Origin of the sequence: Arcanobacterium pinnipediorum (genome assembly GCF_023973165.1) — a bacterium.
Taxonomy (GTDB): domain Bacteria; phylum Actinomycetota; class Actinomycetes; order Actinomycetales; family Actinomycetaceae; genus Arcanobacterium; species Arcanobacterium pinnipediorum.
The window spans coordinates 424,287-448,630 of the sequence record NZ_CP099547.1 but is presented as its reverse complement, the minus strand read 5'-3'; the positions used below and the strand labels follow the sequence as shown (position 1 = coordinate 448,630).

The 24,344-nt window shown below is 50.8% G+C and carries 18 protein-coding genes and 1 tRNA gene; 11 read left to right on the top strand and 8 right to left on the bottom strand.

Features of this window, described 5'->3' with window-relative positions; translation table 11 throughout:
* Positions 1-193 precede the first annotated feature (193 nt).
* Positions 194-1,504, top strand: a complete 1,311-nt coding sequence (locus NG665_RS01895) for an ISL3 family transposase (RefSeq protein WP_252672639.1) — start codon at positions 194-196, stop codon at positions 1,502-1,504.
* Between the two features lie 132 nt (positions 1,505-1,636).
* Here the strand turns inward: NG665_RS01895 and NG665_RS01890 are convergent, their stop codons facing one another.
* On the bottom strand, positions 1,637-1,819 hold the full coding sequence (locus tag NG665_RS01890) for a hypothetical protein (protein WP_252673628.1): 183 nt from the start codon (positions 1,817-1,819) through the stop codon (positions 1,637-1,639).
* Positions 1,820-1,975: 156 nt separating this feature from the next.
* A tRNA-Met gene (locus NG665_RS01885) sits at positions 1,976-2,049 on the bottom strand.
* Positions 2,050-2,282: 233 nt separating this feature from the next.
* Between NG665_RS01885 and NG665_RS01880 the strand changes: the two genes are divergently transcribed.
* From NG665_RS01880 to NG665_RS01870, 3 genes are read left to right on the top strand one after another with little or no spacing between them, the layout of a single operon-like run.
* Positions 2,283-2,651 carry a GntR family transcriptional regulator gene (locus NG665_RS01880; protein ID WP_435366688.1) on the top strand — a complete coding sequence of 123 codons (369 nt, stop codon included), beginning with the start codon at positions 2,283-2,285 and terminating at the stop codon, positions 2,649-2,651.
* On the top strand, positions 2,648-3,403 hold the full coding sequence (locus tag NG665_RS01875; RefSeq protein WP_252673626.1) for an ATP-binding cassette domain-containing protein: 756 nt from the start codon (positions 2,648-2,650) through the stop codon (positions 3,401-3,403). Before NG665_RS01880 ends, NG665_RS01875 begins: the two co-directional genes overlap by 4 nt.
* A complete protein-coding gene (locus NG665_RS01870) occupies positions 3,400-4,143 on the top strand; it encodes a hypothetical protein (RefSeq protein ID WP_252673625.1) in 744 nt (247 codons plus the stop codon). The genes NG665_RS01875 and NG665_RS01870 overlap by 4 nt, the downstream gene beginning before the upstream one ends.
* Positions 4,144-4,201: 58 nt before the next feature.
* Here the strand turns inward: NG665_RS01870 and NG665_RS01865 are convergent, their stop codons facing one another.
* Complete coding sequence (locus NG665_RS01865; RefSeq protein ID WP_252673624.1) at positions 4,202-7,252, bottom strand: UPF0182 family membrane protein; 3,051 nt, start codon at positions 7,250-7,252, stop codon at positions 4,202-4,204.
* A gap of 139 nt (positions 7,253-7,391) precedes the next feature.
* On the opposite strand from NG665_RS01865, the gene NG665_RS01860 reads away from it, so the two are divergent.
* A complete protein-coding gene (locus tag NG665_RS01860; protein WP_252673623.1) occupies positions 7,392-7,940 on the top strand; it encodes a PPA1309 family protein in 549 nt (182 codons plus the stop codon).
* A gap of 59 nt (positions 7,941-7,999) precedes the next feature.
* On the opposite strand, the gene NG665_RS01855 is transcribed toward NG665_RS01860, so the two are convergent.
* Positions 8,000-9,118 carry a YlbL family protein gene (locus NG665_RS01855; RefSeq protein ID WP_252673622.1) on the bottom strand — a complete coding sequence of 373 codons (1,119 nt, stop codon included), beginning with the start codon at positions 9,116-9,118 and terminating at the stop codon, positions 8,000-8,002.
* A gap of 134 nt (positions 9,119-9,252) precedes the next feature.
* Between NG665_RS01855 and NG665_RS01850 the strand changes: the two genes are divergently transcribed.
* Entirely contained in the window at positions 9,253-10,611 is a 1,359-nt protein-coding gene (locus tag NG665_RS01850; RefSeq protein ID WP_252673621.1) for a zinc-dependent metalloprotease, read from the top strand.
* Positions 10,612-10,689: 78 nt separating this feature from the next.
* Positions 10,690-11,640 carry a hypothetical protein gene (locus NG665_RS01845; protein WP_252673620.1) on the top strand — a complete coding sequence of 317 codons (951 nt, stop codon included), beginning with the start codon at positions 10,690-10,692 and terminating at the stop codon, positions 11,638-11,640.
* Positions 11,641-11,696: 56 nt separating this feature from the next.
* Here the strand turns inward: NG665_RS01845 and NG665_RS01840 are convergent, their stop codons facing one another.
* Together NG665_RS01840 and nudC are read right to left on the bottom strand one after the other, a co-directional pair.
* Positions 11,697-13,685 carry an ATP-dependent helicase gene (locus tag NG665_RS01840; protein ID WP_252673619.1) on the bottom strand — a complete coding sequence of 663 codons (1,989 nt, stop codon included), beginning with the start codon at positions 13,683-13,685 and terminating at the stop codon, positions 11,697-11,699.
* Positions 13,686-13,778: 93 nt separating this feature from the next.
* Complete coding sequence (nudC, locus tag NG665_RS01835; RefSeq protein WP_252673618.1) at positions 13,779-14,693, bottom strand: NAD(+) diphosphatase; 915 nt, start codon at positions 14,691-14,693, stop codon at positions 13,779-13,781.
* A gap of 59 nt (positions 14,694-14,752) precedes the next feature.
* On the opposite strand from nudC, the gene glgX reads away from it, so the two are divergent.
* The 4 genes from glgX to NG665_RS01815 all read left to right on the top strand — a co-directional run bounded on the left by glgX (position 14,753) and on the right by NG665_RS01815 (position 18,278).
* The gene (gene glgX, locus NG665_RS01830; protein WP_252673617.1) at positions 14,753-16,939 is read left to right on the top strand and encodes a glycogen debranching protein GlgX; all 2,187 of its coding nucleotides are present in this window, start codon (positions 14,753-14,755) and stop codon (positions 16,937-16,939) included.
* 63 nt (positions 16,940-17,002) lie between these two features.
* Positions 17,003-17,410, top strand: a complete 408-nt coding sequence (locus NG665_RS01825; RefSeq protein WP_252673616.1) for an MFS transporter — start codon at positions 17,003-17,005, stop codon at positions 17,408-17,410.
* Positions 17,394-18,023, top strand: a complete 630-nt coding sequence (locus NG665_RS01820) for an MFS transporter (protein ID WP_252673615.1) — start codon at positions 17,394-17,396, stop codon at positions 18,021-18,023. The genes NG665_RS01825 and NG665_RS01820 overlap by 17 nt, the downstream gene beginning before the upstream one ends.
* Before the next feature lie 42 nt (positions 18,024-18,065).
* Positions 18,066-18,278, top strand: coding sequence for a hypothetical protein (locus tag NG665_RS01815; RefSeq protein WP_204425037.1), 213 nt, complete (start codon positions 18,066-18,068; stop codon positions 18,276-18,278).
* Positions 18,279-18,653: 375 nt separating this feature from the next.
* Here NG665_RS01815 and NG665_RS01810 read toward each other — a convergent pair whose 3' ends face one another.
* Positions 18,654-23,849, bottom strand: a complete 5,196-nt coding sequence (locus tag NG665_RS01810; protein ID WP_252673614.1) for a DUF4132 domain-containing protein — start codon at positions 23,847-23,849, stop codon at positions 18,654-18,656.
* A gap of 40 nt (positions 23,850-23,889) precedes the next feature.
* Complete coding sequence (locus tag NG665_RS01805) at positions 23,890-24,291, bottom strand: hypothetical protein (protein WP_252673613.1); 402 nt, start codon at positions 24,289-24,291, stop codon at positions 23,890-23,892.
* Between the last annotated feature and the right edge of the window lie 53 nt (positions 24,292-24,344).

Genomic DNA, 24,344 nt, shown 5'->3' with positions numbered 1-24,344 from the left:
CCTTTACCAACCTTGACAACCCTACATTTCAGAATAAACGGCGCGTCGGATTCTAGGCTCTTCGAGCTTTAACTGAGCCTGGGATAGATTGTGGACTCTTCCGGCTTTAGCGGCTCTTCGAGCTTTAACGGCTCTTCGCGTTTTGGCGGGGTGTGGAGATGCAGAAGTGGTGAAGGTAGTTCATGCTTAGAGTGTGAATCAAAAACTTGAACGTACCTTCACCGCTTATGATCCTACCGTAATTCTTGCTCGGCTTGTGAGTTTGAAAGATATTCGCGTCTTGGCGTATCACCGTCATGGCTCTCAACAGGAAATCGAAATTGAACAAGTCCTTAAGAGACCAACATGCCCACGTTGTGAAAGTCTTGCACGCGTTAAAGAAAGGCCAAGAGTACGGTATATAGATTTACCTGTCTATGGTCGGTCTATGAGCTTGTTATGGCGTAAGCACCGCTGGTATTGTCCAAACGTTGCATGTGATGTTGGTTCATGGACAAGTCAAGATAAACGTATTGCTGCTCAACGTTGCCAGATGACTACCAGGGCAGCTAAATGGGCGACCCAGCAAGTAGGCATGGGACGAACAATTAGCGAAGTCGCAGCTGAACTTGGTTGTTCTTGGCACACAGTCAATGATGCAGTAACTATGTATGGTCAAGTGTTACTACAAGCAGACCGTAAGCGTTTAAACAAGACTCACGCAATCGGGCTTGATGAAACAAGTTTCGTTCGCATACAAGGACACCGCACAAGTTATGTCACTACGGTATGTGACGTCGAGCATCATCAAATCATTGATATTATCCCAAGCTGTAACTACATAGACGTAGCCCGCTATTTAAAAGACCAGCCCAACGCTTGGAAAGCACGAATCCGCTATGCCACTTTAGACATGAGCCCAACATACCGTGCTGTGTATAACGTGGTATTACCCCAGGCAACTCAAATAGCTGATCATTTCCATGTGATTACGTTAGCCAATCGTGTGTTAGATACTGTACGTAGACGCGTACAAAATCAGACCTTGGGACACCGTGGGCATAAAAAAGATCCTTTATACAAGATTCGGCGTTTACTGACATATGGTAGTGAAAAACTACTGCCAGCAATGGTCCAGCGTCTAGAAAGCATGCTTGTGTTAGGAGATCCTCACGCTGAAGTAGCGATTGCGTATCGGATAAAAGAACGCTTACGAGAGTTTTATCAGCAAACAGATCTTGGTGTTGCGACCACCATGCTTGCAGAATTGATACAAACATGCCTGGATGTGGCTATGCCCCCAGAAATTCAGCAGCTAGGACGCACGCTACAACGATGGCAGCTTCAAATCTTGGCGTATCATCAAACGCATCTTTCTAATTCCATCACCGAGGCGTTAAACAATCTCATCAAACGTATTAAACGTATCGGATTTGGGTTCACGAATTTCAACAACTATCGCATTCGTGCATTACTGTATGCCGGTAAACCTAACTGGAGACTGCTGCATAATATCTTCGTGTAACCTGTTTACCAGTGAGAAGATCACAAGGCATTTTCTATCATCGAGTGTTGCTCGCACTAACACCAACGGGTTAACAAAGACAATGTATGTTGCTTACTTTTGTATAGTTATTCCGGGCCACTAAAAATCTCATCACCACCACATTAACGCCAACGAAAACACAGCTGCTAACTTTAAAATCACTACACCAGCACCTGATACTAGGCCAGTAAACCCACCGAGTAACAACGTTTCACCCCGCCAAAACGCGAAGAGCCGCTTTAACGACTCTTCGGATTTTGGCGGGGTTAGGGGAAGATTGTGTTGAGAAGTCACCAGTTGGATTTGCCGACATAGAATAGGCATCGGCTCAGCACTGGTGAAGTTGGTAGGCCTCAAGAGCCTACAGGGCACACTTAGAAAAGGGCGTACTTAGAAAAAGCATATTTAGATAAAACAAGGGCGGAATCTCAACGATTCCGCCCTTAATAGTTGCGGGACCAGGATTTGAACCTGGGACCTCCGGGTTATGAGCCCGGCGAGCTACCGAACTGCTCCACCCCGCGCCGGTAGTTACTAGCTTAGAATCCTTAACCGCTAAGTTCAAGGTAGAAGCAGGTGCCCTTTCTCACGTCAGATCTTTTATAGGCGGTAAATTGAGGTAAATCAAAGAATAATGACGCCTAAACAGCGTAGAAAATTGCCACCTAAACAGCTTGACAACTTCCTCAGTTGCATGGTTAATTAGTCATGTAACTAACCAGTTAGCGAGGTGATGTCTGTGAATGATGAAAAACAGATGCGTTTTGAGTCAAACACGCCAATATACCTACAGATCGCTGAAGATATTCGCCGCCGAATACTTGACGGTGATCTGCAACCAGGAAGTCAACTCATGTCAACCACGCAATACGCCACCACATACCGTATTAACCCGGCAACAGCCAACAAAGCATTTGCCATATTGCAGGCAGAGGGCTTGGTTTACAAACAGCGCGGAATCGGAATGTTTATCACCGATGATGCCCCAGCTCTCCTACGCGCTAAAGGGCAAAAAGAATACCTTGACTCCGTTCTATTACCAGCTATCAACCACGGATTAGCGCTTGGATTTGATGCACACAAAATCCAAGCCCTAGTTCTTTCGATTTTGGAGGAGCACAAATGACACCGAATCCACCGTTGCACGTCGTAACCGACAAAACTAGCTACTCATACTTCCACCACCGTGCTCTTGACTCAGTGTCAGCCACTTTCGAAGCAGGCACAATCACCGGCCTTCTCGGACGTAACGGATGTGGAAAATCTACACTATCAATGGTTTTGGCTGGACAACTGAAATATTCCGGTCATGTGCAGATGAGCTGGGCTGGGCAAACATCCTCGCAACCCATCTGGGAAAACCGCGAACTTATGCAGCATGTTGCCCTAGTTTCAGATGAGACTTCAGTCTTTACGGATCAAAAGATGCGTGAAACAATCGAGCTGTGGCAAGCCACCCGGCCCAACTTTGACCGCGAGCTATGCCTCGAACTTCTCGATCAATGGTCGATCAACCCTAAGCGTAAACCCAAAAAACTCTCTCGCGGACAAAAATCAGCATTCTTTGCTTCGCTTGGTCTTGCTTCACGTTGCGCGCTAACCATATTCGATGAAGTACACATAGGCATGGACGCAGTAGTGCGCCAAGAATTCTACGATGCCTTGTTAGCCGACTACGTCAAACATCCACGAACGGTCATCATTTCTTCCCACCTGGTTAACGAAATCGAAGACATGATCGAAAACGTCGTCATTTTAGATCGCGGCGCAGTGAAAGAATCTGGCAACGCCGATCAGTTGCGTGCAAAGTATTCGGCCGAAAATACCCTGGCTTCACTGACCGATGTTCTCATCGCAGCAACTCGGAGGAACTCATGAAACTCATCTCTCGTCTCATTTTTTCTAACCAACTACGCCTAACCGCCCTGTGGGCTTTAGGTTTGATTACCGCTATCTATGTGCTTAACGTGTGCATGGCATACTTCTTCGGTGCTTCTGGCGGATTCGTACTCAGCGCGAATTTCTTCGACGTTGAATTGCAAGCGGTTCCACCAAGCGGGGATCTCGGTCAACTGTCAACGATTGTTGGCGCAACAACGCTGGGTCTGTCAGGTCTTCTGCCGATAGTTTCTGCCGGTTTGCTCATAGCTGTTTTCGGAGAAGGCGCCCGAGCCTGGTTGGCTGCCGGGGTAAATCGTCGCACGATCTACGCCACCTGCCAAGCGTTCGCAGCCTTGACCACCGTCGTAATCACTGCCTTGATCTGCTTACTCATCGGTGGCACGATATTCACCGGAGCAGCAGTTTTCACAGGGTTTTCCCTCACAACCGTGGTCGATACTCTCTTGACCTGTATCGTAATCTCGCAACTAGCACTTCTAGTCACCGCCGTTTTTCTGCGATTTTCAATGTGGATAGGGATGAGCCTACTCATCGGCATTCCCCTAGCCGTGGGATTATTCATAGGAAACGTCGGAACGTGGATACCTCAGCTGATTATTGGCTTTGACCTGGCTAACAACGATCTGCTGTTATACGTTCTACTGATAGCTTTCAGCCTCCTCATGGCTGTATTGAGCTGGCTACTCCTCTACCGCTTCCCCATGCGCCGCGGATAAACCCCAACACAATCAAAAATGGCGAGCGCTATGCTCGCCATTTTTGATTCCCTACATCTTAGGGCTGATTTTGTGCATCAACCTTTTGCTGGGCCTCAGCCGCCCGGGTGATAGCTTCATTGAGCTTCTTTTGAGCCTCACCATAAGCTGCCCAATCGCCGGCCTTCAACGCTGCATCAGCAGATTCAATCGCTGCCTTCGCATCATTGAGTGCCGTATTCAGATCCGCAGCTGGAGTGCCTGCAGGCGCGTCTGGCAATGCCGGAGCTGGCTTGGCTGGCTCGGCGGGCTTAGCAGAATCTGAATCGCTGCTCTCAGTTCCCGGAACCTTGACCTTATCGCCATCAACTGGTGCAGCCTTGTCACCAACGATATTCGCATCACCTGCATTCACACCAGCATCACCAGCGAAGACCATATCAAGAGATTCTTGCAAGGTTGGAGCAAAACCGACTGAATCACCAAACAGTGTTAGCACATACTGCAAGGTTGGATACTGGGTACCCTTTGACGCTTGAACATAGACCGGCTGAACATAAAGCAGACCGCCGCCAACAGGCAAGGAAAGCAAGTTACCTTCCAATACCTTGGTACCGCCTTGACGCAACAAGTTCAAATCCGTGGATACCTTCGGGTTAGCAAACATTGTATTTTGTGCTTGTCCTGGCCCTGGAACCGTTAAATCACGCGGAAGTTCTAGTAGCCGCAACTTGCCATATCCCGGCGCAATCTTTCCAGTCTCGTTACCCGCATTAGAATCCGCGGCTAAGAAACCAGTCATCACGTTTCGTTTAGTATTTCCGCCCGGAATGTAGGAGGTCGATAGTGAGAACGAAGTTTCGGTTTGGCCGGGCATCTGCAACGTCAAATAGTATGGCGGCTGTGCCGGTGCATTCACATCATTTTCCGACTGCCCGGTGGGCTCGCGCGGAATCTGCCAGAAGTCACCACCAGAGTAGAACGATAACGCATCATCAACGTGGTAGCGGGCAAGCAGTGAACGCTGAACCTTAAAGAGATCCTTCGGGTAGCGCACGTGCGCAATCAAATCTCCAGGCATCTGCGCCAATGGAGTAACCTGCCCAGGGAAAATACCTTGCCACGCCTTCAAAATCGGATCTTTTTCATCCCATTGGTAAAGCGTTACCTTACCGTCGTATGCATTCACAACGGCCTTGACCGAATTACGAATATAGTTAATTTCGTTTGTACCGCCAGCAATCAGCGCACCGCGACGATTTGTTGCATCCGAGGTTGCTTCATCGAGGGTCTCACGAGCCGAATACGGATAGTTATTTGACGTAGTATATCCGTCAATAATCCACACCAATTCAGCTGGGGTATCCGGGTTGGAATCCATATCGACGACGGCGGGAACCGCTTTCGAATCGAGGGTCAAGTAGGGGGCTACTTTCGCAACGCGCCGATGGGGATCGCGATCAAACAGAATTTGCGACTCGCTTGTTACACGGTCGGAGAAGAAAAGTTCAGTAGAACGATACTTAATCGCAAACATGAGCTTAGCCCATGTATTGCCAATTGACGGGCCACCATTTCCAGTGTAGGTAGTATTGACCTGGCCGTTAGGGGCATTATCGTTGGGATAATCGAGCTCCCACGGCTCAGCGGACTCGGGCGCACCAACGATAGAATACTCTGGAGATTGTTGACCGAAATAAACGCGCGGCTCAAATTCGCCTAGCTCACCTGTTGAAGGAATACCGGCTTCCCAGAACGCCGGATCACCCTTGGAGGTAACAGTATTGCCGTAAGCAGCAGCGACGCCGAAACCATGGGTAAAGACGGTGTGGTCATTAACCCATGAGCGCCGTTCATCATCTAGGCCCGCAAGATTCAATTCTCGAACAGCGATCACAGTATCGCGCAATTCGCCATCAATCGTATAACGATCAACCGTCAAGGGAGCCTTGAACGAATAATACTGGCGGTTTTGCTGTAACTGGTTAAAGGAAGGATCAACAATATTGGGATCCAAAAGACGAATCTGGGCAGTGGTTTGCGAATCCTGGCGTAGCTGCCCAGCCTCGACCGTGGTACGCGCTTCGTATTGCTGGGTCTCGACGTCGGATAACCCGTAGGCTTCCAAAGTTGCGTTGATATTTCGTTGGATGAATTCTGATTCTAGCTCAGCCGCGTTTGGATCAACCTTGAACCGTTGCAAAAGCGCTGGATATGCGAGATTAACAACCAGGGCCACCGCAAATACCGAAGCGATACCAACGATAGCTGGCTTCCAGTTGCGCACAATACCGGCGTATAAGAACAACACCGCAACAAGTATGGTGACAACTGCCAAAATAGTTAGACCCGGTTGTGAGGCATTGATATCGGTATATGTTGCGCCCGAGAAACGCTGCTTGTTGCCTAAAAGCAAATTGTAGCGATCCAGCCAATAGTTACCGGCAAACAGTAAGGCGCCCAGCGCGAGCAAAATGCTCAGATGTAGCTGAGCTTTGCCCTTCAAGTGTGGCCGGTTCGCCTTGAACTCAAATGCACCACTAACCCAGTAACCGGCAATCGAAGCCATGAGGGAAAGCAGTAACAAACTGCTTAAAAATCCGAGAAGGATCTGTAACGCGGGTAGTGAAAAGACGAAGAAAGAAATATCGAGCCCGTATTCTGGGTCGGTTGCCTCAAATGACGTCCCGTTAAACCACAGCAAAAATGTTCGCCAGCTACGCGATAACCCGGCGCCAAATATAACTCCTGCGGCAAGCGGAATGATTCCATACGTTACTACTGAGTGCTGCCGTAACCATTCGATATTGCGTGCTAACGGATTCGTGGAGACAATAACATCGGCATTGGCCGGAGCTTTGCCGAGCGAAACTCGCAAATTAATCGCAAAAGCAAGCCCGGCTATCAACGTGCCGATGACTCCCAAACCGATTGCTGCTCCGTATTGGGTCCAAAATACTCGGGCGGCACCGACTTGGTCAAACCACGCCAGCTCGGTCCAAAAGTCAGCAAAAATCACAAGACCAAAAACGATTACGCCCAACACGATTAATGTTGGACCGAACGCGCCACCTGGAAGCTTGCCCAACTTCGGAGTAGGACGCGAGAAATTCGACGTCGGTGATGTCACTACAATGTCCTTCAGCTCGATACACTATTTATGCATTCGCATAAATACTTTCCTTAACCGTATCTTACTTGCCCGCGATCATAAAGCTCACACGAAAGCCCTTAGATATGCCGGTGGAGAAATATGGGACAATAAAACTATGACACGTGAACTAACAGATCAATTACGCGCATTGCGCGATGCCACCGTCGATATTGAACGCCATGTTGCCACCGGCGGTTGGGATGGACCAATCCGGCTTTTTGCACTCGTACGCGCCCAAGCCGCATTGGCGAAAACTCCAGAACTTGCCCAAGAACTACCTGCCGATGTCTCGGCTCAGTCTATTACTGATCCGCTTTTGTTGTTTTCCGTCGAACAAGAGGGACTTCCGCACACGTCGTCGCTCGAAGAGCTTTTGGGGCAAATTGTTTGGCCCGACGACGTCGATGGGGCAGCGTTGTCTGTGGAACGGATCGTCTTACCGCCGTCGGCAGAAAATGATATTCCGGCCGATCCGGCTCAGGCTCTCGAATATTTGCGCAATCATCGCGATCGTCAAGATGTGCGTATGGTGGTTGCGGTATTGCGCGAAGGCCAGACTTGGAGTGTGATTCGGATGCGTTCACATGACACTGATGCCGAGGTGCTCTCTGGAGAAAATCTCGTCGAAGGGCTCACGGCTGCGTTGCAGGCTACGTTTGAATAATCTAGCCCTGGGTGGCTTCAAAGGAAAATAGCTCTACATTACTGAGCACTATCTACCGGTTACTGAGCAATATCTACCGGTGGTCGAACTGCAGAACACGGGGTCAGGTCCGAAGTATCTGCCGCACCGATTGCTTTAACTGCCTGGATTGAATCGTCGATTGTGCGTACCGCCCACACATTCATTCCATCTGGAATACGACCAGTTGTTTCAAAACAATTTGCTGCCGGAGCCAAAAAATCACGTGCTCCAGCTTCGTATGCCCCAACGAGTTTTTGTGCAATACCGCCAATAGGTAATATGGTGCCATCCCAGGAAAGTGCCCCGGTGCCTGCGATAATGTGGTCTCCTCCAAGGGATCCTGGCGTGAGCTGGTCATAGATTTCGACCGAGAATATATTTCCAGCACTTGGCCCGCCAATGCCATCAATAACGTAATGCGCTTGGGCTGGCATAGTCACATCGGTGACGTTAATGAGCACTCCCATAATCGAGCCGGGCCGTAGGCTACCATCGAACTCTGGCTGACGTTCTTGGGTTACTACCGAAACTTCACGTTCTACCCCGTCACGTTCGATGCTCACGCTTAACGTTGTGCCCGGTTCGATACCTGCTAAGAACCCGGTGAGTTGGCCAAAAGTTGCTACTGTTTGAGGCTGGTCCATCTGCGCGGCTCGCACTGCACGAATAACATCGCCTTCCACAAGGTCGGCTTGTTCATTGGTATTTCCAACAACCACGAGATTCATTGAGACTTCTAAGCCGGCACGTTCCATTGCCACTACCGCAGCAGTATCTTGGGAGGACATCATCATTTGTTGGTCACGCGCCGAAATCTCATCTGCACTCTGGTTGGGTGCATACAATGCTCGAATAGGGACAATCCGTGAGGAGTCATTAAAAATCGCCGCCGTCACTGTTGCGCCATTGGCACCTGTTTCGGCAGAACCATAAGCCGATACGGTCGTCATCAATAACTGCGTCTCGGAAGGATATGTTGGTAGCCCGGTAACATCAACAATCGGTGTGCCTTGGTAGAGTGCGCTAACGTCATTTGCTGGACCTGGGCGCATCACAATGAAACTGGTAGGCATCAGCAAAGCTGCCAGCATAAGTATTCCAAACAGCAACGCTGGAATAGCAGGTGACTTCGCTGGTTGGAGATTGGGCGACGACATTTTGTTCACCCTCCTATCATGCCCTACCCGAGATACTCCTGGGTATCTCGTTCGCCCTGCGCGCACCTAACTACCTGCGTTGAAGGTAGCCTGCCTTGCCCGCTAGGCTAGAGACAGATACAAAGGAGAGCAGTATGCCGGAGCAGAATAATGAACAATGGGAAGAGATGTTGCGCGCTATCATGGGCGATTCCGCTGATGAGGTGATTCGCTCTATGAAGGATTCTGGCATGGATCCTTCTGCTTTGGGTGGTGCGCTAACTCCCGATCAGCTGCATGCTGTGACCTCCCAGCTCAAAGCAATGCTGGGTTCGCATGGGGAAGGCCCGGTTAATTGGAAGATTGCGGAGGAAGTGGCGCGCGATACGATTATTCGTACCAATATGGATAGTTTGTCTGCTGCTCAAGGCGATAAAGTCCGTTCTGCACTCTCGGTTGCTTCCTTGTGGCTGGATGCAGTGACCGACGTCGATCCCACAACTGGTCCGAATTTGGCCTGGACGCGCCTAGATTGGATCGCCCATTCCCTACCGACGTTTAAAAAACTTCTTGATCCGTTGGGAAGCAATATCAATCGTGCTTTTGGTGATGTGATGCGCGAACAACTCGCCGGGTTGCCACCGGAAATGGCTGGCATGATTTCCAACCCAGAAACACTATTGAGTTCGATGATTTCCTCATTCTTAGGAATGCAATATGGGACTGCTCTTGCTCAGCTGGCGCTATCGTCTTTCGGGACAGCCGATATTGGTCTACCACTGATGGAGGGTTCATCGGCAGCATTGGTGAACTCAAATATTACTGAATTTGCTGCTGAGCTCGAAGATTCCCCGGATGATGTTCGCATGTATATTGCAGTGCGTGAAGCCGCCGCCTCGCGGTTATTCACATCTATTCCATGGTTGCGCGCGCGAATTATTGATACGGTTGCAGAGTATGCGCGCGGTATCGAAATCGACATGTCCTCCATTGAAGAGCAAGCTCGTTCGTTTGATTTTTCGAATCCGCAAGCAATGCAGGATATGGATTTCACCGGCGTATTTTCGCTAGAACAGTCCGCGTCACAAAAGGACGCCTTGGCTCGTTTAGAGCATTTACTTTCCTTGATAGATGGATGGGTTGCCGCAGTTTCTGCGCGAGCAGTGTTGGCATATCTGCCCAATGCAGCCGCACTGCGTGAAATGTTTGCCCGCCGCAACGCTACATCACACCCGGCTAAAGCAGTTTGGGGAAGCCAACTCGGCGTGGAGTTAGCTCCGCGCAATCTTCGTGCCGCCTTGGCTTTTTGGGAGCAGGCAACAACCCAATTGGGTGACGCCGGCCGGGATCGACTCTGGACTCACCCCGATCTTCTTCCAACCGCCGAACAACTAGCTGATCCACAGTTGTTCTTCTCTCCGCAAGCAGCCACGATTGAAGAAGAACTCGAATCGTTCTTATCTGAGTTACTTGACGGAGAAGATAATACCGGAACCGGAACCGGCGCTCAGTAGTTTTTCCACAGCTGTGGATGCTTCGCCTCGCCGTTCTCACGCTTTGTTTTAGTCTGGTGCCACCACGAAGGAGGCACCATGCAGATAAAGCCCGGTTTACCGGTTGTTTGGCGAGAAACCGATCAGATCCAGATCGGTTTAGATCCACGAAGCGCTGTTATCCTCAACGGGCTGACCGCCCAAGAGCTACATTTTGTTGATTCGTTGAGCGCATCGCACTCAGATATCGACTTATCCATCCGCGCCCGCACCCACGATGTCTCACTTGAGCGGGCGCGAAGCATTATCGCTATGTTGGAGCGCAGCGGTGTGCTGACTCGAGAAACCGCCGCGAGTGCCGATAGTGCAGCTCATCTGCGCCTGCACAATCGGATTTCGCAGTCACGCCAACGAGCACACGTAGTTTTTCCACGAGGTGACTACTTAAGTACAGCGGCGGCAGTTATTTTGCGCGACGCTGGTATCACGGCTCTTTCATGCCGCGACACCTCGATGGTTGGTTCCCAAGACCATCGGTTATTAGCTACGGATTATCTTGGGATTCCGCGATATTTAGCTTTCCGATCTGCACTTAACCTGACCACCGATTCCCCAGAAGTTTTACAACCACCTACCGTGGTAGTTGAAACTGGCTCTTATTCGCTCAATCCCGCACACAGCGCACAGTGGCTTTCTGCTGGGATCCCTATTGTTCATGGGTGGGTGGAAGAAATAGATGTGGTGGTTGGGCCGACGACGATTGCGCATGAAAGTGCGTGCACTTCATGCATATATTTACATCGATGCGATGTTGATCCGGCATGGTCACGATTGGCGATGCAAATGTTTGGTCGGCCCGATATCCGTGCTGATCTTTCTTCGATGGAACTCGGAGCTGCTCTCATTGCGCGCGAGGTGCTCGCGCTAATAGATGGCGAACAACCTGCTTTACTCAATAAGCTCAGCGTTATCGGCCCACAGCCAGCTCCCCCTGCCCTGTGTGACATATCGGTTCATCCGCAGTGCGGTTGCCAAGACTTCGCGGACTGAGGCGGGCGGCTCGCCACGCTACACAGCCTGGTCTGCCAAGTTTGCCCTCAGCAGGCTCACTGTGCCGAGAACTGTGCGACGACGGCGAGGACGCCTTGGCCAAAATGTGATAGTTTCATGGCACCAATGCCTTTGATCTGACCTAGTTCTGCCAAGTTTCGGGGTTTAGCAATTGCAATATCGCGCAACACTGAATCATGGAAGATCAGATACGGTTTGCGTTGTGCTTGGCGTGCCACATCGGCACGCCAAGCACTAAGCGCATCAAACAATTGTTGATCGTCATGGTGATAGATGGTGAACTCTTGGGCTTGTGCTGCAGACTTTTTGCGTGCCTGGGTTGATCGTGATTGCATCTGTGGCCAAATCTCATCTAAGAACCGGGAACGTTTGCGATCCGATCGACCAGTGTTAGTACGCGCATACGAGATTGCTAAATGTTCTTTAGCACGAGTAATACCGACGTAGAGTAAGCGCCGTTCTTCTTCGATACCGGCTTCGCCTTTGGCAAGCGAGATCGGCATGAGTCCCTCACTCATCCCGATGAGGAATACTGCCCTCCACTCCAAACCTTTCGAGGCGTGCAGTGATGCTAGGGTTACGGAATTGGAAACCGGTTCGTTCATCATCTGTGCACGTTCATCCATCTCATTGATGAACTCTTCAAGACTGGCATCGCGCTTTTCTTCCATATCGGCTGCCAGCTCACGCAATGTGTTGAGTGCATCCCATCGTTCGCGAATTGCGCCTCGGCCAACTGGCGGCTCGGGTCGCCACCCTATTTGTTTCAATGCATCAATAACTGCATTTTCTAAGCCACTATGTTGTGGGAGGCGGGCAACTGAGCGAATCGAAACCATTGCCTCTTTGACATCTTTACGTTGGAAGAACCGATCTGCATCTTTAATGGAGACCGGTATTCCAGCTTGAGATAACGCGGTTTCACATACGGCAGATTGAGCATTAGTACGGTACAAGATCGCAATATCGGAATACTGCATTCCGCTTTCCACCAGCGTTAAAATCTTGCCCGCCACTTCGTTCGCTTCATGTTCATCATCGCCGTACTCACTAAAGCTTACGGGACGCCCCGATGGCAACATGGAGGTGAGGTGGACTGCGCCATCTAACTGAGATTGCCCGATAACCGTATTGGCTAATTCCACCACTTGTGGGGTGGAGCGGTAATCACGGTGTAGTCGCACGATCTGAGCTTGGGGAAAGTGGCGCGAAAACTCAGAGAGGTAGGTTGAGCGCGCTCCAGCGAAGGAATAAATAGTCTGCGCCACATCACCCACCACGCATAGATCTTTGCGATCCCCTAACCACAGTTGAAGTAATCGGTATTGCATCGGGGAAACGTCTTGGAATTCGTCAACCACAAAATGGCGATACTGGTGGCGGATGATACTTGCAATTTCGGGTTCTTCACGCATCATACCGATGAGCAATAAAATGACGTCTTCAAAATCGATGACGCCGCGTTCGGTTTTAGCTTCCTCATAATGCGAGATCAGATGGGCAATATCGCGGTATGTTGTGCCGGCAATATAATCTCGGTTTTGTTCGCGAGCGCGCTCCTCGTATTCTTCAGGCGGACACAAGCTCACTTTCGACCATTCAATTTCGGCAGCAAAATCTCGGATAGCTGGCTTGCTCGTTTCTAATCCGAGAGCTGCCGCAGCACCCGAGACGAGCGGTATTTTTGATTCTTTAATTTCGGGCACGTGCCCGCCAATAGCTTGCGGCCAAAAGTGGCGTAGCTGAGCTAAAGCAGCGGAGTGGAATGTTCGTGCATTTACTGGGGAAACACCGAGATCACGCAACCTAGATCGCATCTCGGAAGCAGCTTTCGTGGTGAAAGTGACTGCTAGAATATTGCGCGGATCAAAAGCCCCTGAATGTACCGCGTAGGCGATGCGATGAGTGATGGCACGGGTTTTACCGGTTCCGGCACCCGCTAGAACTGCCATAGGACCGTAAATATGCTCAGCTACTGCACGCTGATCTGGATCTAGAAAATCAAGCAACCCATCGGTGTTCATGCTACCGCTCCTCCCCCGCGAATCATTTCCGCCGTATATTGATTGTAGTTGGCGCCTCCGACATCGCGTGACGTCACAACCACAAGGTGTGGATTAACCCAATTTTCCACGTAGCCAGTATTCAATTAAGGCTCGTCCTACCGAGGCCTTAGCCGGCAAAGTTAGGTCACCGCGGCCAACTGCTTCACCCACCTGCTCGCGAGTGCAAAAGAATGCTTCGGCAATTTCGTCGTCGTCGATTCTCACAGCAGTATCACGAGTGTAGCCGACGAAGGCGACCATTAAAGAACGCGGGAAGGGCCACGATTGCGAACCGAGATAGTGCACGCGATCGACCTGCACTCCGGCTTCTTCATGTGCTTCGCGGCGCACGGCTTGTTCGAAGGACTCCCCAAGTTCTAAAAATCCAGCCAACACAGATACGCGCCCTTGCGGCCAGCGGCTGTTGCGCGCCAACAGTAGTCGCCCCTGCTCGTCAACAATCGCCATAATGACGGCTGGATCCATGCGTGGAAACACCACATGCCCGGTTGCGCATTGACGTTTACGCCCGAGCCGGTCACGCACGAGCGGCGTTCCGCATTGTTCACAGAAACGTGCCTTGCGATGCCATGCGGTCAACGCCAACGCCGACCACACCAGTTGCATTTGCGCGGTAGGTAACTCCCCCACCACATGGCGGACGTCAAGAAACTCCACCCCACTTTTTTGCAAAATTTCCTCCCACGCGCGGTAACCCTCAGGACTTGGCGAACGCTCACCGTCGTCGTAACCGAAATAATCGTGAGCCGAATCGGAGGCAAGATAGATCAATTCCTCGGCTGGAAGAGCTGCGGTTTCCTCGCCATCAAACCAGGCTATTTCCCCGTTATTGAACGCAATAGTCGCAGAGCGTACACACGCTATCTTCATTCTTTCTCGCACAGGCATAAGCGCACTATCAATAACGAACGCCCCAGTGTTATCGGGCACGTCTAACGGGTTATACGTATGAGTTAAGTCATCCACTTTTACAACCTTACTCTTAGCCTGCCCGAAAACTGCATAAATTTGCCACAATATAAGGCGTGACTATTTCAGATACGCCATATATTGACGCTCCCCTAGCTCAGCCCACGCTTAGCAACCCGCCCAAGCTCGGTGCACACCTCATTGCCGACGGGGTTGATATCGCTGTGGAAGCACCGCACGCCACGAACGTCTGGGCGTGCTTTGTGGATCCGGACAATAACCATGCCGAACATCGCGTAGCGTTACGCCGCGGTCTTTATGGCGTTTGGGCTGGTCACATTGCCGGCATTACGGCTGGAACTTTTTATGGTTTTCGGGTTGATGGTCGCTGGGATCCAGCCGCCGGTCACGTCTATAATCCGGCGAAGTTGCTACTCGATCCGTATGCGCGCGCAGTGGGACGCACCCCGATCATCGATCCACGGCTGTACGGCTATGTGATGGACGACGATCACACCGCTCACCTCGACCAGCGCGATCCGCGTGACTCGGTGGAGGTTGCTGGGCTCGGCGTAATTATTGCTGATGAGCCAACCGCTTGTGCGCACCCCTACACGCCGTGGGATGAGACTGTTATTTATGAAGCTCACGTTGTGGGTTTGACCAAGACGCTGCCGGGCGTACCAGAAGAATTACGTGGCACCTATGCGGGCTTGGGCCATCCAGCGACGATTACGCACCTAAAATCGTTGGGAATTAGCGCGATTGAGTTGTTGCCGATTCACGCCAAGCTCAGTGAACCGTTCTTGATTCATAAGGGTCTAGAAAATTATTGGGGCTATAACACGTTGAGTTTCTTTGCCCCAGAGCCGAGCTATGCGAGCGCTGCTGCTCGCGCGGCTGGTGCCCAGGGCGTGATTGACGAAGTGAAGAATATGGTGGCTGCGTTACATGCGGCTGGTATTGAGGTGTTGCTCGACGTCGTCTACAACCATTCGTGTGAAGGCGGTATAGATGGCGTGACGGTGTCGTGGCGCGGCCTTGGTTCAACGCACTATTATCGCCACGATTCGGCTAATCCGGGTGCATTGAAGGACACCACGGGGTGTGGGAATTCTTTCGATTTCCGCCGCACGTCTGTGATTCGGATGACGTTGGATTCGTTGCGTTACTGGGTTGAGGTGATCGGCGTGGACGGGTTCCGGTTCGATTTGGCGGTAACTTTGGGGCGCGAGGGCGATAATTTCAACCCGAATCATCCGCTCTATAGTGCGATGGCAACCGATCCGGTGCTCAGTACTGTCAAGCTGATTAACGAACCGTGGGATGTGGGTTATGGTGGTTGGCGTACCGGCCAGTTCCCGGTGCCGACGGCGGACTGGAACGATCGCTTCCGAGATACGTTGCGTTCGTTTTGGCTCAGTGAGCCGGCGGCGATCGTGCACGGCGGGCACGGTAGCGATCTGCGTGATTTGGCCACTCGTATGGCAGGTTCTGCTGATTTGTTCGGCCACGGCCGACTCCCTGGTGGACGTGGCGTGCATGCCTCAGTTAATTTTGTGACGGCACATGATGGTTTTTCACTCAACGATTTGACCGCTTATTCGCATAAACATAATGACGCGAACCTCGAGGATAATCGCGACGGTAGCAATAATAATTTGTCGTGGAATCACGGAGTTGAAGGTAGCGCGTCGGAGGCTATTATGACGATGCGGCGTAAATCGGCACGTAATTTGATGGCGTGTTTGATTTTGGCTGCCGGCACTCCGATGCTCACCGCCGGGGATGAAATCTTGAAAACCCAGCATGGCAACAATAATGCGTACTGCCAGAATTCGCCGTTATCGTGGCTGGATTGGGAGCTTGGCGAGCATGAAGAAAACATGTTGGCAACGACGTCGTTCTTGTTGCAGTTGCGCCGGGAACATGCGGTGTTCCGCCCGACCCAGTTCTTTACCGGCAGTCCGCGCGAGGGCGACGCGCTACGTGACATGGAATGGCTGGACGCTTCTGGCAACCAGATGCAGGACTACACGTGGTTTGATCCCCAGGCCCGGTTGGTGCAAATGTTGCGTTCGGGGCGCGGAATAAGTCGCGATGCGTTGGTGATTATTAACGGCCAGGCTCAAGCTCAGCAAGTCACGCTCCCGTGGGGACGCGGTACCGATTTCGAACTCATGTGGGCCAGCCAATGGGAACGCCCACGCGACCACACGGAGCATATTGCACCCGGTGGGCATCTGACCCTCGCACCGTTCTCAGTCGCAGTATTGCTTGGCGAAATACTAGAAAACAACTGAACCAATGAATAGATCGGCCCTTCGACAAACTTAACAATATCGACAGCAAGAGGAGCGCACGCGATGCATCCAGATTTTAATAAGCTGTGGTTTGCTCGTGCTTCTTCTGATGCTGGAGAAGCGCTTGCAACTGGTGCACTATCATTAGCAGCAGTCACGCTTCTTTCAGTGTCTTCGCTTGAGCTTTCGCTACTTTCTGCGATCCCTGGCTTTATTAGCGCGTTCGTCATGATTGTTGCTGGTCCGTGGCTGGAATTCAGAGCCAAACGGCCACTGATGATATGGATTGATATTTTGCGTGCAGGCATCCTCGCAACCATTCCTATCATGCTCGTTTTCCAATCGTTTTCTTACGTTCATCTGCTAGTTGTTGCAGTTGTGCTCTCCACGCTCTCAAGTCTTTTCTTGCCAGCTTCAATGGCACATCTCAAGGATCTTATTCCTGCTGAACAGCGTGTATGCGCCTTATAAACAGCAACTCGTCGAGGGCTTTGGCTATATCGCTTCAAAGCCTATACTGCTCACGCTTTTGGGAAATGCCACGTTATTTGCCGGGTTCCTTGCCTTCATCTACCCGTTGGAGATCTTGCTCCTGCTAGATTCTTGGAAACTATCACCTATTGAATTTGGTATAGCTCTTACTGTTCCCGGCTTTGGCGGGATACTCGGGTCAACCTTTGCCGGACGAATCACCAACACATTGGGAGAACGCAATGTTCTTACCTATATTGGAATGCTGCGTTCGCTTCCTATCTTTGTTATTCCTTTCCTTCCTGGAACAACAATAGGCTTTACTATCTACGTGTGTGCGAATTTCTTCCTCATGTTTCTTGCTGCTCTCTTCCGTCCCGCATACGCTACCGTGCGGTTGACTGAAACTGACGATCACCTCATAGCGCGAGTTACTACCGTCTTTAGCCTTTGCTCGAGAATCTCTGGCCCCTTACTCACAATCGCCGGTGGCATCATCGGCCAGTACTGTGGAATCCACACTGGAATCTTCATCGGTGCTTGCGGTTTACTGATAGCAAGCACTATCCTGCCGTGGAACACATGGCAGGCGCCAACACCCCCGTCGTCGTAAAATCTTTTAGACAACGGTTACAAACCCGAACTAATATCCATCATGAAAAACAATCACCCTCACCCTAGTGTGATACGTTTCAACACCGAAGAAAACGCGGTCAGTACAGATAATCAGGAAGAGACTGTTGCAGACGATGTGGTTACTCAACTAACTCACCAGTTTGCCAACAATTACGAACAGGCACTGTGCGAACTTGCCCATCAAAATCCCCACCACGGATCAGAACAGCCAAGCAGCGAAAATATTCGGTAAACAGATGCTCTAGCCTTATCCATAGTCGCAGTATTGCTTGGCGGAAGTGTGGAGAGCTAAACCGAGCATTGTTCGCACTAAGCCGTGTTGCACTCTACTAGCGATTAACTAGTGCACACCATTAGCTTCACCATACAACGGGAAGAATAACGAGGTCGCCCAGCTCAGTATCTGTAGCACGTTCATCGAATACTATTAAGAAAAGCGTCAACTCCAAGATTATGTTCCTATTGTTTGCGGGTGTAGCAGATGTTGAGCTTTCGGCTACTAGCCGAGGTGCCAGTAGTAGATCCCGCCGCTAATAGTTAGTAGCATACCGGCCGCGAAGGACACCCGTCATTCGAACTGGTGGAGTCCTTCGCGGCCGGTTCTGTTTCAGCGCAGGTGCGACAAGATAGCGGGGTCTTTAATCTTCTTGTCGTTCGCCAACATGAGAGCCTTGCTGACAATTTCGGCGGTCTTCGGGTCACTGTCCACGAAGGGAAGGAAGATGCGTCCGCGCTGCTGTGAATGGACGGGGAATACCGGTAGCATTCCTCTGCCGGCCACATGAATCACGCCGGAGCCTAAGTGCATGGAGTATTCATGCAACAGGCCTTTAATGGTGATGTGGGAGCCCTCAATCTGGTAGTTGCTAACTCCGAACAGGCCCAGATTGTGTTCGAGGATGCGGGTGCGTAGTTCAATCGTGGTGTGATTGAGCTCAGGATCAACTCCGCCCACGTGAGCAACCGATACAACCAAGTCAAGGTCTCGCATGGTTTCGCTGAAAATGATGGGATCCAGCTCAGCCATGTTATAGGTTTTACCGGTCTTGTTGTCCAAGAAGACAACTTTTTCGAAACTGGGAGCTTCCACGTCACCGGCGGTATACCAGTCAGCGTAGGAGTACAGTTCAATCCGCAGATCGCTATGATGGTGGACTTTCTCGAAGCCTTCCTCGCCATTTAGCATCCATCCGCGAGAGTTCAGTAAGCCTAGGGTCTGGTTGACAGCAACCTGGTAGCCGGCGAAGCGTTGCGTGTATCCATCTTGTTTGCGTTCTTCCGCGGTCATGGTGTAGAGCTCGCGGAAGACCTGCTTGAAGGGCTGAATAATTTCACGTTCCAGTAGCAGGTTCTGCCAGGCCACCCAGTCGTGTTTAAGCAGATCAACGGGATGGGCGATGCGGAGCTGTGCGTCCTCGGCCAGCTCTATCTCTGCCTTAATCCCCTCAAGTTTTCCGTTACGGAAGAATCCGACCTTTCCTTCATGGATGAACAAAAGGTCACGCATGAGAGCTGAGACGACCGGGACTGTGTCCAGTTCAGCAAGCGCTGACGGAGTGAAGGTTTCCCGTGTGCACATGGCTTCTTCGAGCATGGTGCGGGCCCGCCGATACTGGGCTTTGAGTGCAGCCGTAACCGCTTTTAGCTCTTTCACGTAGGCATTCTTGCTGATCTTGCCGGGCACGCTCTTGAGTTGCTTATCATCTTTTGAGACGATGATTTGCGGCTTCTCAGGCCTAGTCAGGTCAATATGGATGAAATAATCGTCAACTTGATGCGGGCTGAAGAATTCCGCTTGGCTCTGCGATAGTTTCGCTTCCATGCTCCAGGTGAAACGGTTAATGGACATACCCACATTTCTGGCTAGGTTGTTCATCGCGATGGAAACTTTGAGGGCTTCCGATGCGCGCCGTTGGGAACCGAACTTCTTCGATTCAGCGAGGAAGGATTGGAGTTTCTGGTAACGGTGCAAAAGATCCTTTTCGCGGTCTCGAGATTTACCTTTGCCGAGGGGGATGAGGCCGTATGCCAGCACCATCTCCTGATTTCGTTTATCGGAGATCCGTGATTCAACTTCTTTGAATTTGAGTTTGCCGCGGACTGCGTCGGCGAAGTATTGGGCGCGCTTGTGTTTGCCGCCATCCGTAATGTACTTGGCGGCGTCGTAGAGTGCTTGGAAGTTGTTTTCTCCTAGCTCTTGGTAACTTTCTTTGAACCAGTTCAGGTCCATTTGCCCGTTCTCAAAATCAGTAAAAGCGATGTCAGTGTAGCGACGCACAATCAGTTTTTGCTGGTCGCTGAGACTGTCATTCAAATGAGTTTTGAAGAAGTAGGCGGCTTTCACTAGCCCCGGAATCTTCAGATAGTTTTCCGCGTATTCGATGAAACGCAGATTGTAAACGCAGGCCTCTAGCAGGCGCTGGTTATCAATCTGATACTGCTTTACGAGTTCGTTGAAACGTTCTTGGGTGAGGTCTTCTTCAGGCAAGGTTCGGGCAATAATCTTGGAGAACATTTCTTTTTTGCCTTCATGCCCCCAAGAGTAGCCGCGCACGAAAGTTAGCTTGTCCATTTTGGAGAGGGTCTTCAAGAAGACTTCCGCGCCATAGAAAGCAAACACTCTAGAGATTGCTTCAGAATAAGGGGTGTCAGAGTCGGTGCGGGCAATCTCAAACTCCACCAAATAGGAAACCATCGCCCGGTAAACTTCTTTCTGCTTTTCCAGATAGGCGGGCTCTTGATAGGTTACGTTCGTACTATGATTGACCGCCCGACTCACATTAGTGGAAACCTGAAATAGCAAGGTGTTCAAATGGGAGTCATATTCCACGGAGGAGCGCCGATAGCTGCGGACAATGGGGTACGGATCGGGGTCTAGCATCAGCGTGTAAATCAAATCCAGCCCGATTAGTCCCAGATCTTCCAGTTTGAAGAGCACTTCAATTGGGAACGTGTAGTTGTGCTGTTTGGAAATCGAAACTAGGTTGAGGACTATTGCCAGCATTTGTTCCGGATTAGCCCACGTGGTTTGCGTATCGAAGGCCTGTATGGACACGTAGCGTTCGTAGTCGAAAAGGCTGACTGTCTCTGGTTTGGCCTCTTCAGGCATGTCATCTAGCGGAATCATTTCTCCTGCCTGGATGCGTTCTCTTTCTTTCGCTACCTGATATGCCAGTACTTGGGCGAAGAAATCTTGACAAGAATCGTTGACTTTCTTGTGTTCGCGGCGGGCCAGTTCCATATTCAGGGCAGCTCGCGCGTTAGAGATAACATACTCGCGATCGGTCTTGTTTACCTTTGAAGATGCCCACTCTTTAAACATGCTGGAGAGGTCCGGAAGATACTGATGCTTAATCGCCCAATCTGTAATCTCATCACGGTAACTTCGCCCGTAATCCTCATACTGAGTGACGGCCGTCAAATAGTGTCGCCAGAGTAGGCACTCTAGGTCGGAAAGTTGTGTGGTGAAAGGGAGGAAGTCTTCGTAGAACGTGTAACCATCGTATGGTGTTGTTTCCCGATACTGGCTCACAACGTCAGTCATGTAAAAGAAGTCGTATCCGGCGCGAGCCTCATATTTAGCCCCATCATATCCGGTGCGGACCACAGTTTCCCCATGATGGGCGGCGAAGGCTTCCGCACAGTCATTCATGAACTTGGTTAGTTTGTTGAGATCAGGGTTCAGGTAGGTATCTACCGCTTGCGGATCCCAGTTAAGTTCTGGGCGGGGAATCTCAGCAACCGGGGTGAAGAAAAGCTCTCGTTCCTCATGTGCGGGCTTTTCTTCGCCGAGGAGGACCGCCACCTGATCTTGTAGCGAGGTTTCAAACTCGATGCCGCGAATAAGCTCTTGCACTTGAGCGTACTGGGGCAGGTTTTTAACTACCTCATAGTTGTCGGTCAGGATGCCAATAGCACCGTTACGCTTGTTCTTATTGCGGGTAGACAGTGCAGCATGGGCTACCTCAAGAATAGTTTCAGCGGGTGCTTCCTTGAGTAGCTGTGCCACGTTGTTACGAACCGTGGAGCTCTTTAATCTCAGCAGATCACCTACGGTGAGGAAGTCTTCATGGGTTAGCTCTAGCTTTGCGGCTTTGATGATGTCGAACGCGGTATCGCTAATACCGGTACCGATTGCGGCGACCACAGCCTTATGGACCGCCGGTACTTTCATCCTCGGAATCATCGCGCTGTGGTCGCCCCAAGAGGTCCAGTACTTAGGAAAGACCGCGTAGGCTTCCTCGTAAAAGTCTTCAACCTCATCGACTAACGGAAGGACCACAGACCGGTAGTGCAGGTTCACATAGTAGGAACTGAAGGGGGCATCTCCTTCACCGTAGATGTTGTGGTACCGGGCAGAGGTCTTTACCTTAGCGAATAAAGGTAGGATTCCAGCCAAGAAGTCACGTTTTTCAGGGAGGGAACCGAAGCTGAGCTCGGGAATATTAGTTAGCAGAGCTGCCGCTAAATTTCTGGCTTTTTCTTGTCCAGCTTTGGTTTCTTCTGGAATCTGATTGATAGTTTGCATCAAAAGGGTCGGGACAGAGCCCGGTATGGTGAGTTTTGCTTGCCCAACGAAATGCAAAGCGGCAATTTGTTGATGTTGATCCCATGCTCCGAATCGTTCAACAATCACAGATAGGGCATCTTCAACGCTATGGCAGGCTTTCAAATACAGGCCGAGATAGAACTTCACATAGTTCTTTTCCAGTAAATATTCTTCAGCCTTTTCCTCTAACAAGCCCTCAAGCAGCCATTGGCCCACCAACGGAATGGTTTTATCGGACAATCCATCAGTCAGGCCCCCAAAAGTAAGGAAAGCCCGTTTTACCGAAGAAAACCGGAGCAGATTCTCATCTTGAATAATCTGTAGGAAATATTTAAAAGTATCCAAAGAGCCAAAATCAATCACTTCAATAATACTCTGACGGAGGCCTTCAGACAGTTTCGCGGCCCGCAACAGCTTCTCAACTAGGGCAATAGCTCTGGGGTGCCCCGACATTATCAGGGCCTGAAGCAAAATGTTGGAGAGCTGGGAAACCCCCTCGGCCTCAAAAATGCCCTGCTCAATCCGGTCCAGAATACCTTCCCTGTCACGTGAAACTGCGTTATCGAGGCCCGACAAGTTCAGATTTGGTGCCAAGATAGCAGCCAAATACAGTCCTGCCTGCTCAAACATCCAAGCGTTCGCAGTGATGGGGTCTTCTGGCGAGAAGAACAACTCAGTCAGGTTCAACCCCAAGTGTTGATAGACGCTGAAGTGCTCCAAAATCCGATATCTCAACTCAATCTGCTGGTACGGAAAATCAGAATGGTAGGAGCGGCGCTGATAGGTGTTCAAGTGAGTTGCTAGTTCCGGTGCCAGCGCTAAGTAACGATAGTAGGCATCCCGGTAGTCATCATTTAATTGCTGGTACAGGAGGTCGAATGCAGGCAGGGCAAGCAATTCCTCAGGGGTGCGCGGGTTAGTGTCACGATACCGGCCCGCAATCATCATTCTCTCTTCTACGGAGTCATAATCTGAAAGATCAGAGACAGAATCTTCAACTTCTAGCAGAGCTTCTTCAACATCACCGTCAAAGGAGAGAATGAGCTCTTCAAGGTTCGTTGTTTGGGCTGTTGCAGGTGTTTTGCCGTAAATCAGTTGCTGCTGCGACTCCGGTAAACTGGCGCGCAGCTCACCCAGTGCGCACAGGTCACGCCATGCCTCTTTAAGAGAGTCGTTTTCTCCTAAGCCGACGCGGTTGAATAGATCCCGCACCCACTCAGGTTTAGTAGTAAAGTAGTTGTATTCGGTAGCCATGTTGCTCCTTCAAAATAATGCTGGACAGTGCAGCATGGGTTTAGTATCGGCCAGTCAAAAAGGTGAGTTTTAAGAGCACTAGACGGTCATCTTCTGCTAGGGAAATCTTGCTATCTAAACCAATAATCTCCGCATCGTTGAGGAAGATCTTTACCAGTCCATCCTCCACTGCCTGCAGAGCAGTGTCTATGGCATCAGATAACACGACCTCCCCCTCGTTTTCATGATCCCCGAACCAGACTTTGCCGGTCTCTAGCATCCCTGCCAGCTCCGGCTGAGTCAGCGCTACAGTCTCGGGTTTTTGCAAGAAAGCTGCCACCTCAATCTCAACCAGGGCGGCAATCAAATCATGCAGGGTGTTCACCTCAGACTGTAGATAGTACGGAATCTCGCTGAGGGGACGCGTCTTCCCCAGCGACTTCTTAACGACCTTGATTCTCATTGATAGTCTCCTAACCGGTGTTGCTTCCACTATAAAGGAGCGGCGGGACATTT

Coding starts and splice junctions, on each gene's coding strand:
- NG665_RS01880 (WP_435366688.1), top strand. CDS start 2,283: ATGCGTTTTGAGTCAAACACGCCAATATACCTACAGATCGCTGAAGAT.
- NG665_RS01875 (WP_252673626.1), top strand. CDS start 2,648: ATGACACCGAATCCACCGTTGCACGTCGTAACCGACAAAACTAGCTAC.
- NG665_RS01870 (WP_252673625.1), top strand. CDS start 3,400: ATGAAACTCATCTCTCGTCTCATTTTTTCTAACCAACTACGCCTAACC.
- NG665_RS01860 (WP_252673623.1), top strand. CDS start 7,392: ATGACACGTGAACTAACAGATCAATTACGCGCATTGCGCGATGCCACC.
- NG665_RS01855 (WP_252673622.1), bottom strand. CDS start 9,118: ATGTCGTCGCCCAATCTCCAACCAGCGAAGTCACCTGCTATTCCAGCG.
- NG665_RS01850 (WP_252673621.1), top strand. CDS start 9,253: ATGCCGGAGCAGAATAATGAACAATGGGAAGAGATGTTGCGCGCTATC.
- NG665_RS01845 (WP_252673620.1), top strand. CDS start 10,690: ATGCAGATAAAGCCCGGTTTACCGGTTGTTTGGCGAGAAACCGATCAG.
- NG665_RS01840 (WP_252673619.1), bottom strand. CDS start 13,685: ATGAACACCGATGGGTTGCTTGATTTTCTAGATCCAGATCAGCGTGCA.
- NG665_RS01825 (WP_252673616.1), top strand. CDS start 17,003: ATGCATCCAGATTTTAATAAGCTGTGGTTTGCTCGTGCTTCTTCTGAT.
- NG665_RS01815 (WP_204425037.1), top strand. CDS start 18,066: ATGAAAAACAATCACCCTCACCCTAGTGTGATACGTTTCAACACCGAA.
- NG665_RS01810 (WP_252673614.1), bottom strand. CDS start 23,849: ATGGCTACCGAATACAACTACTTTACTACTAAACCTGAGTGGGTGCGG.
- NG665_RS01805 (WP_252673613.1), bottom strand. CDS start 24,291: ATGAGAATCAAGGTCGTTAAGAAGTCGCTGGGGAAGACGCGTCCCCTC.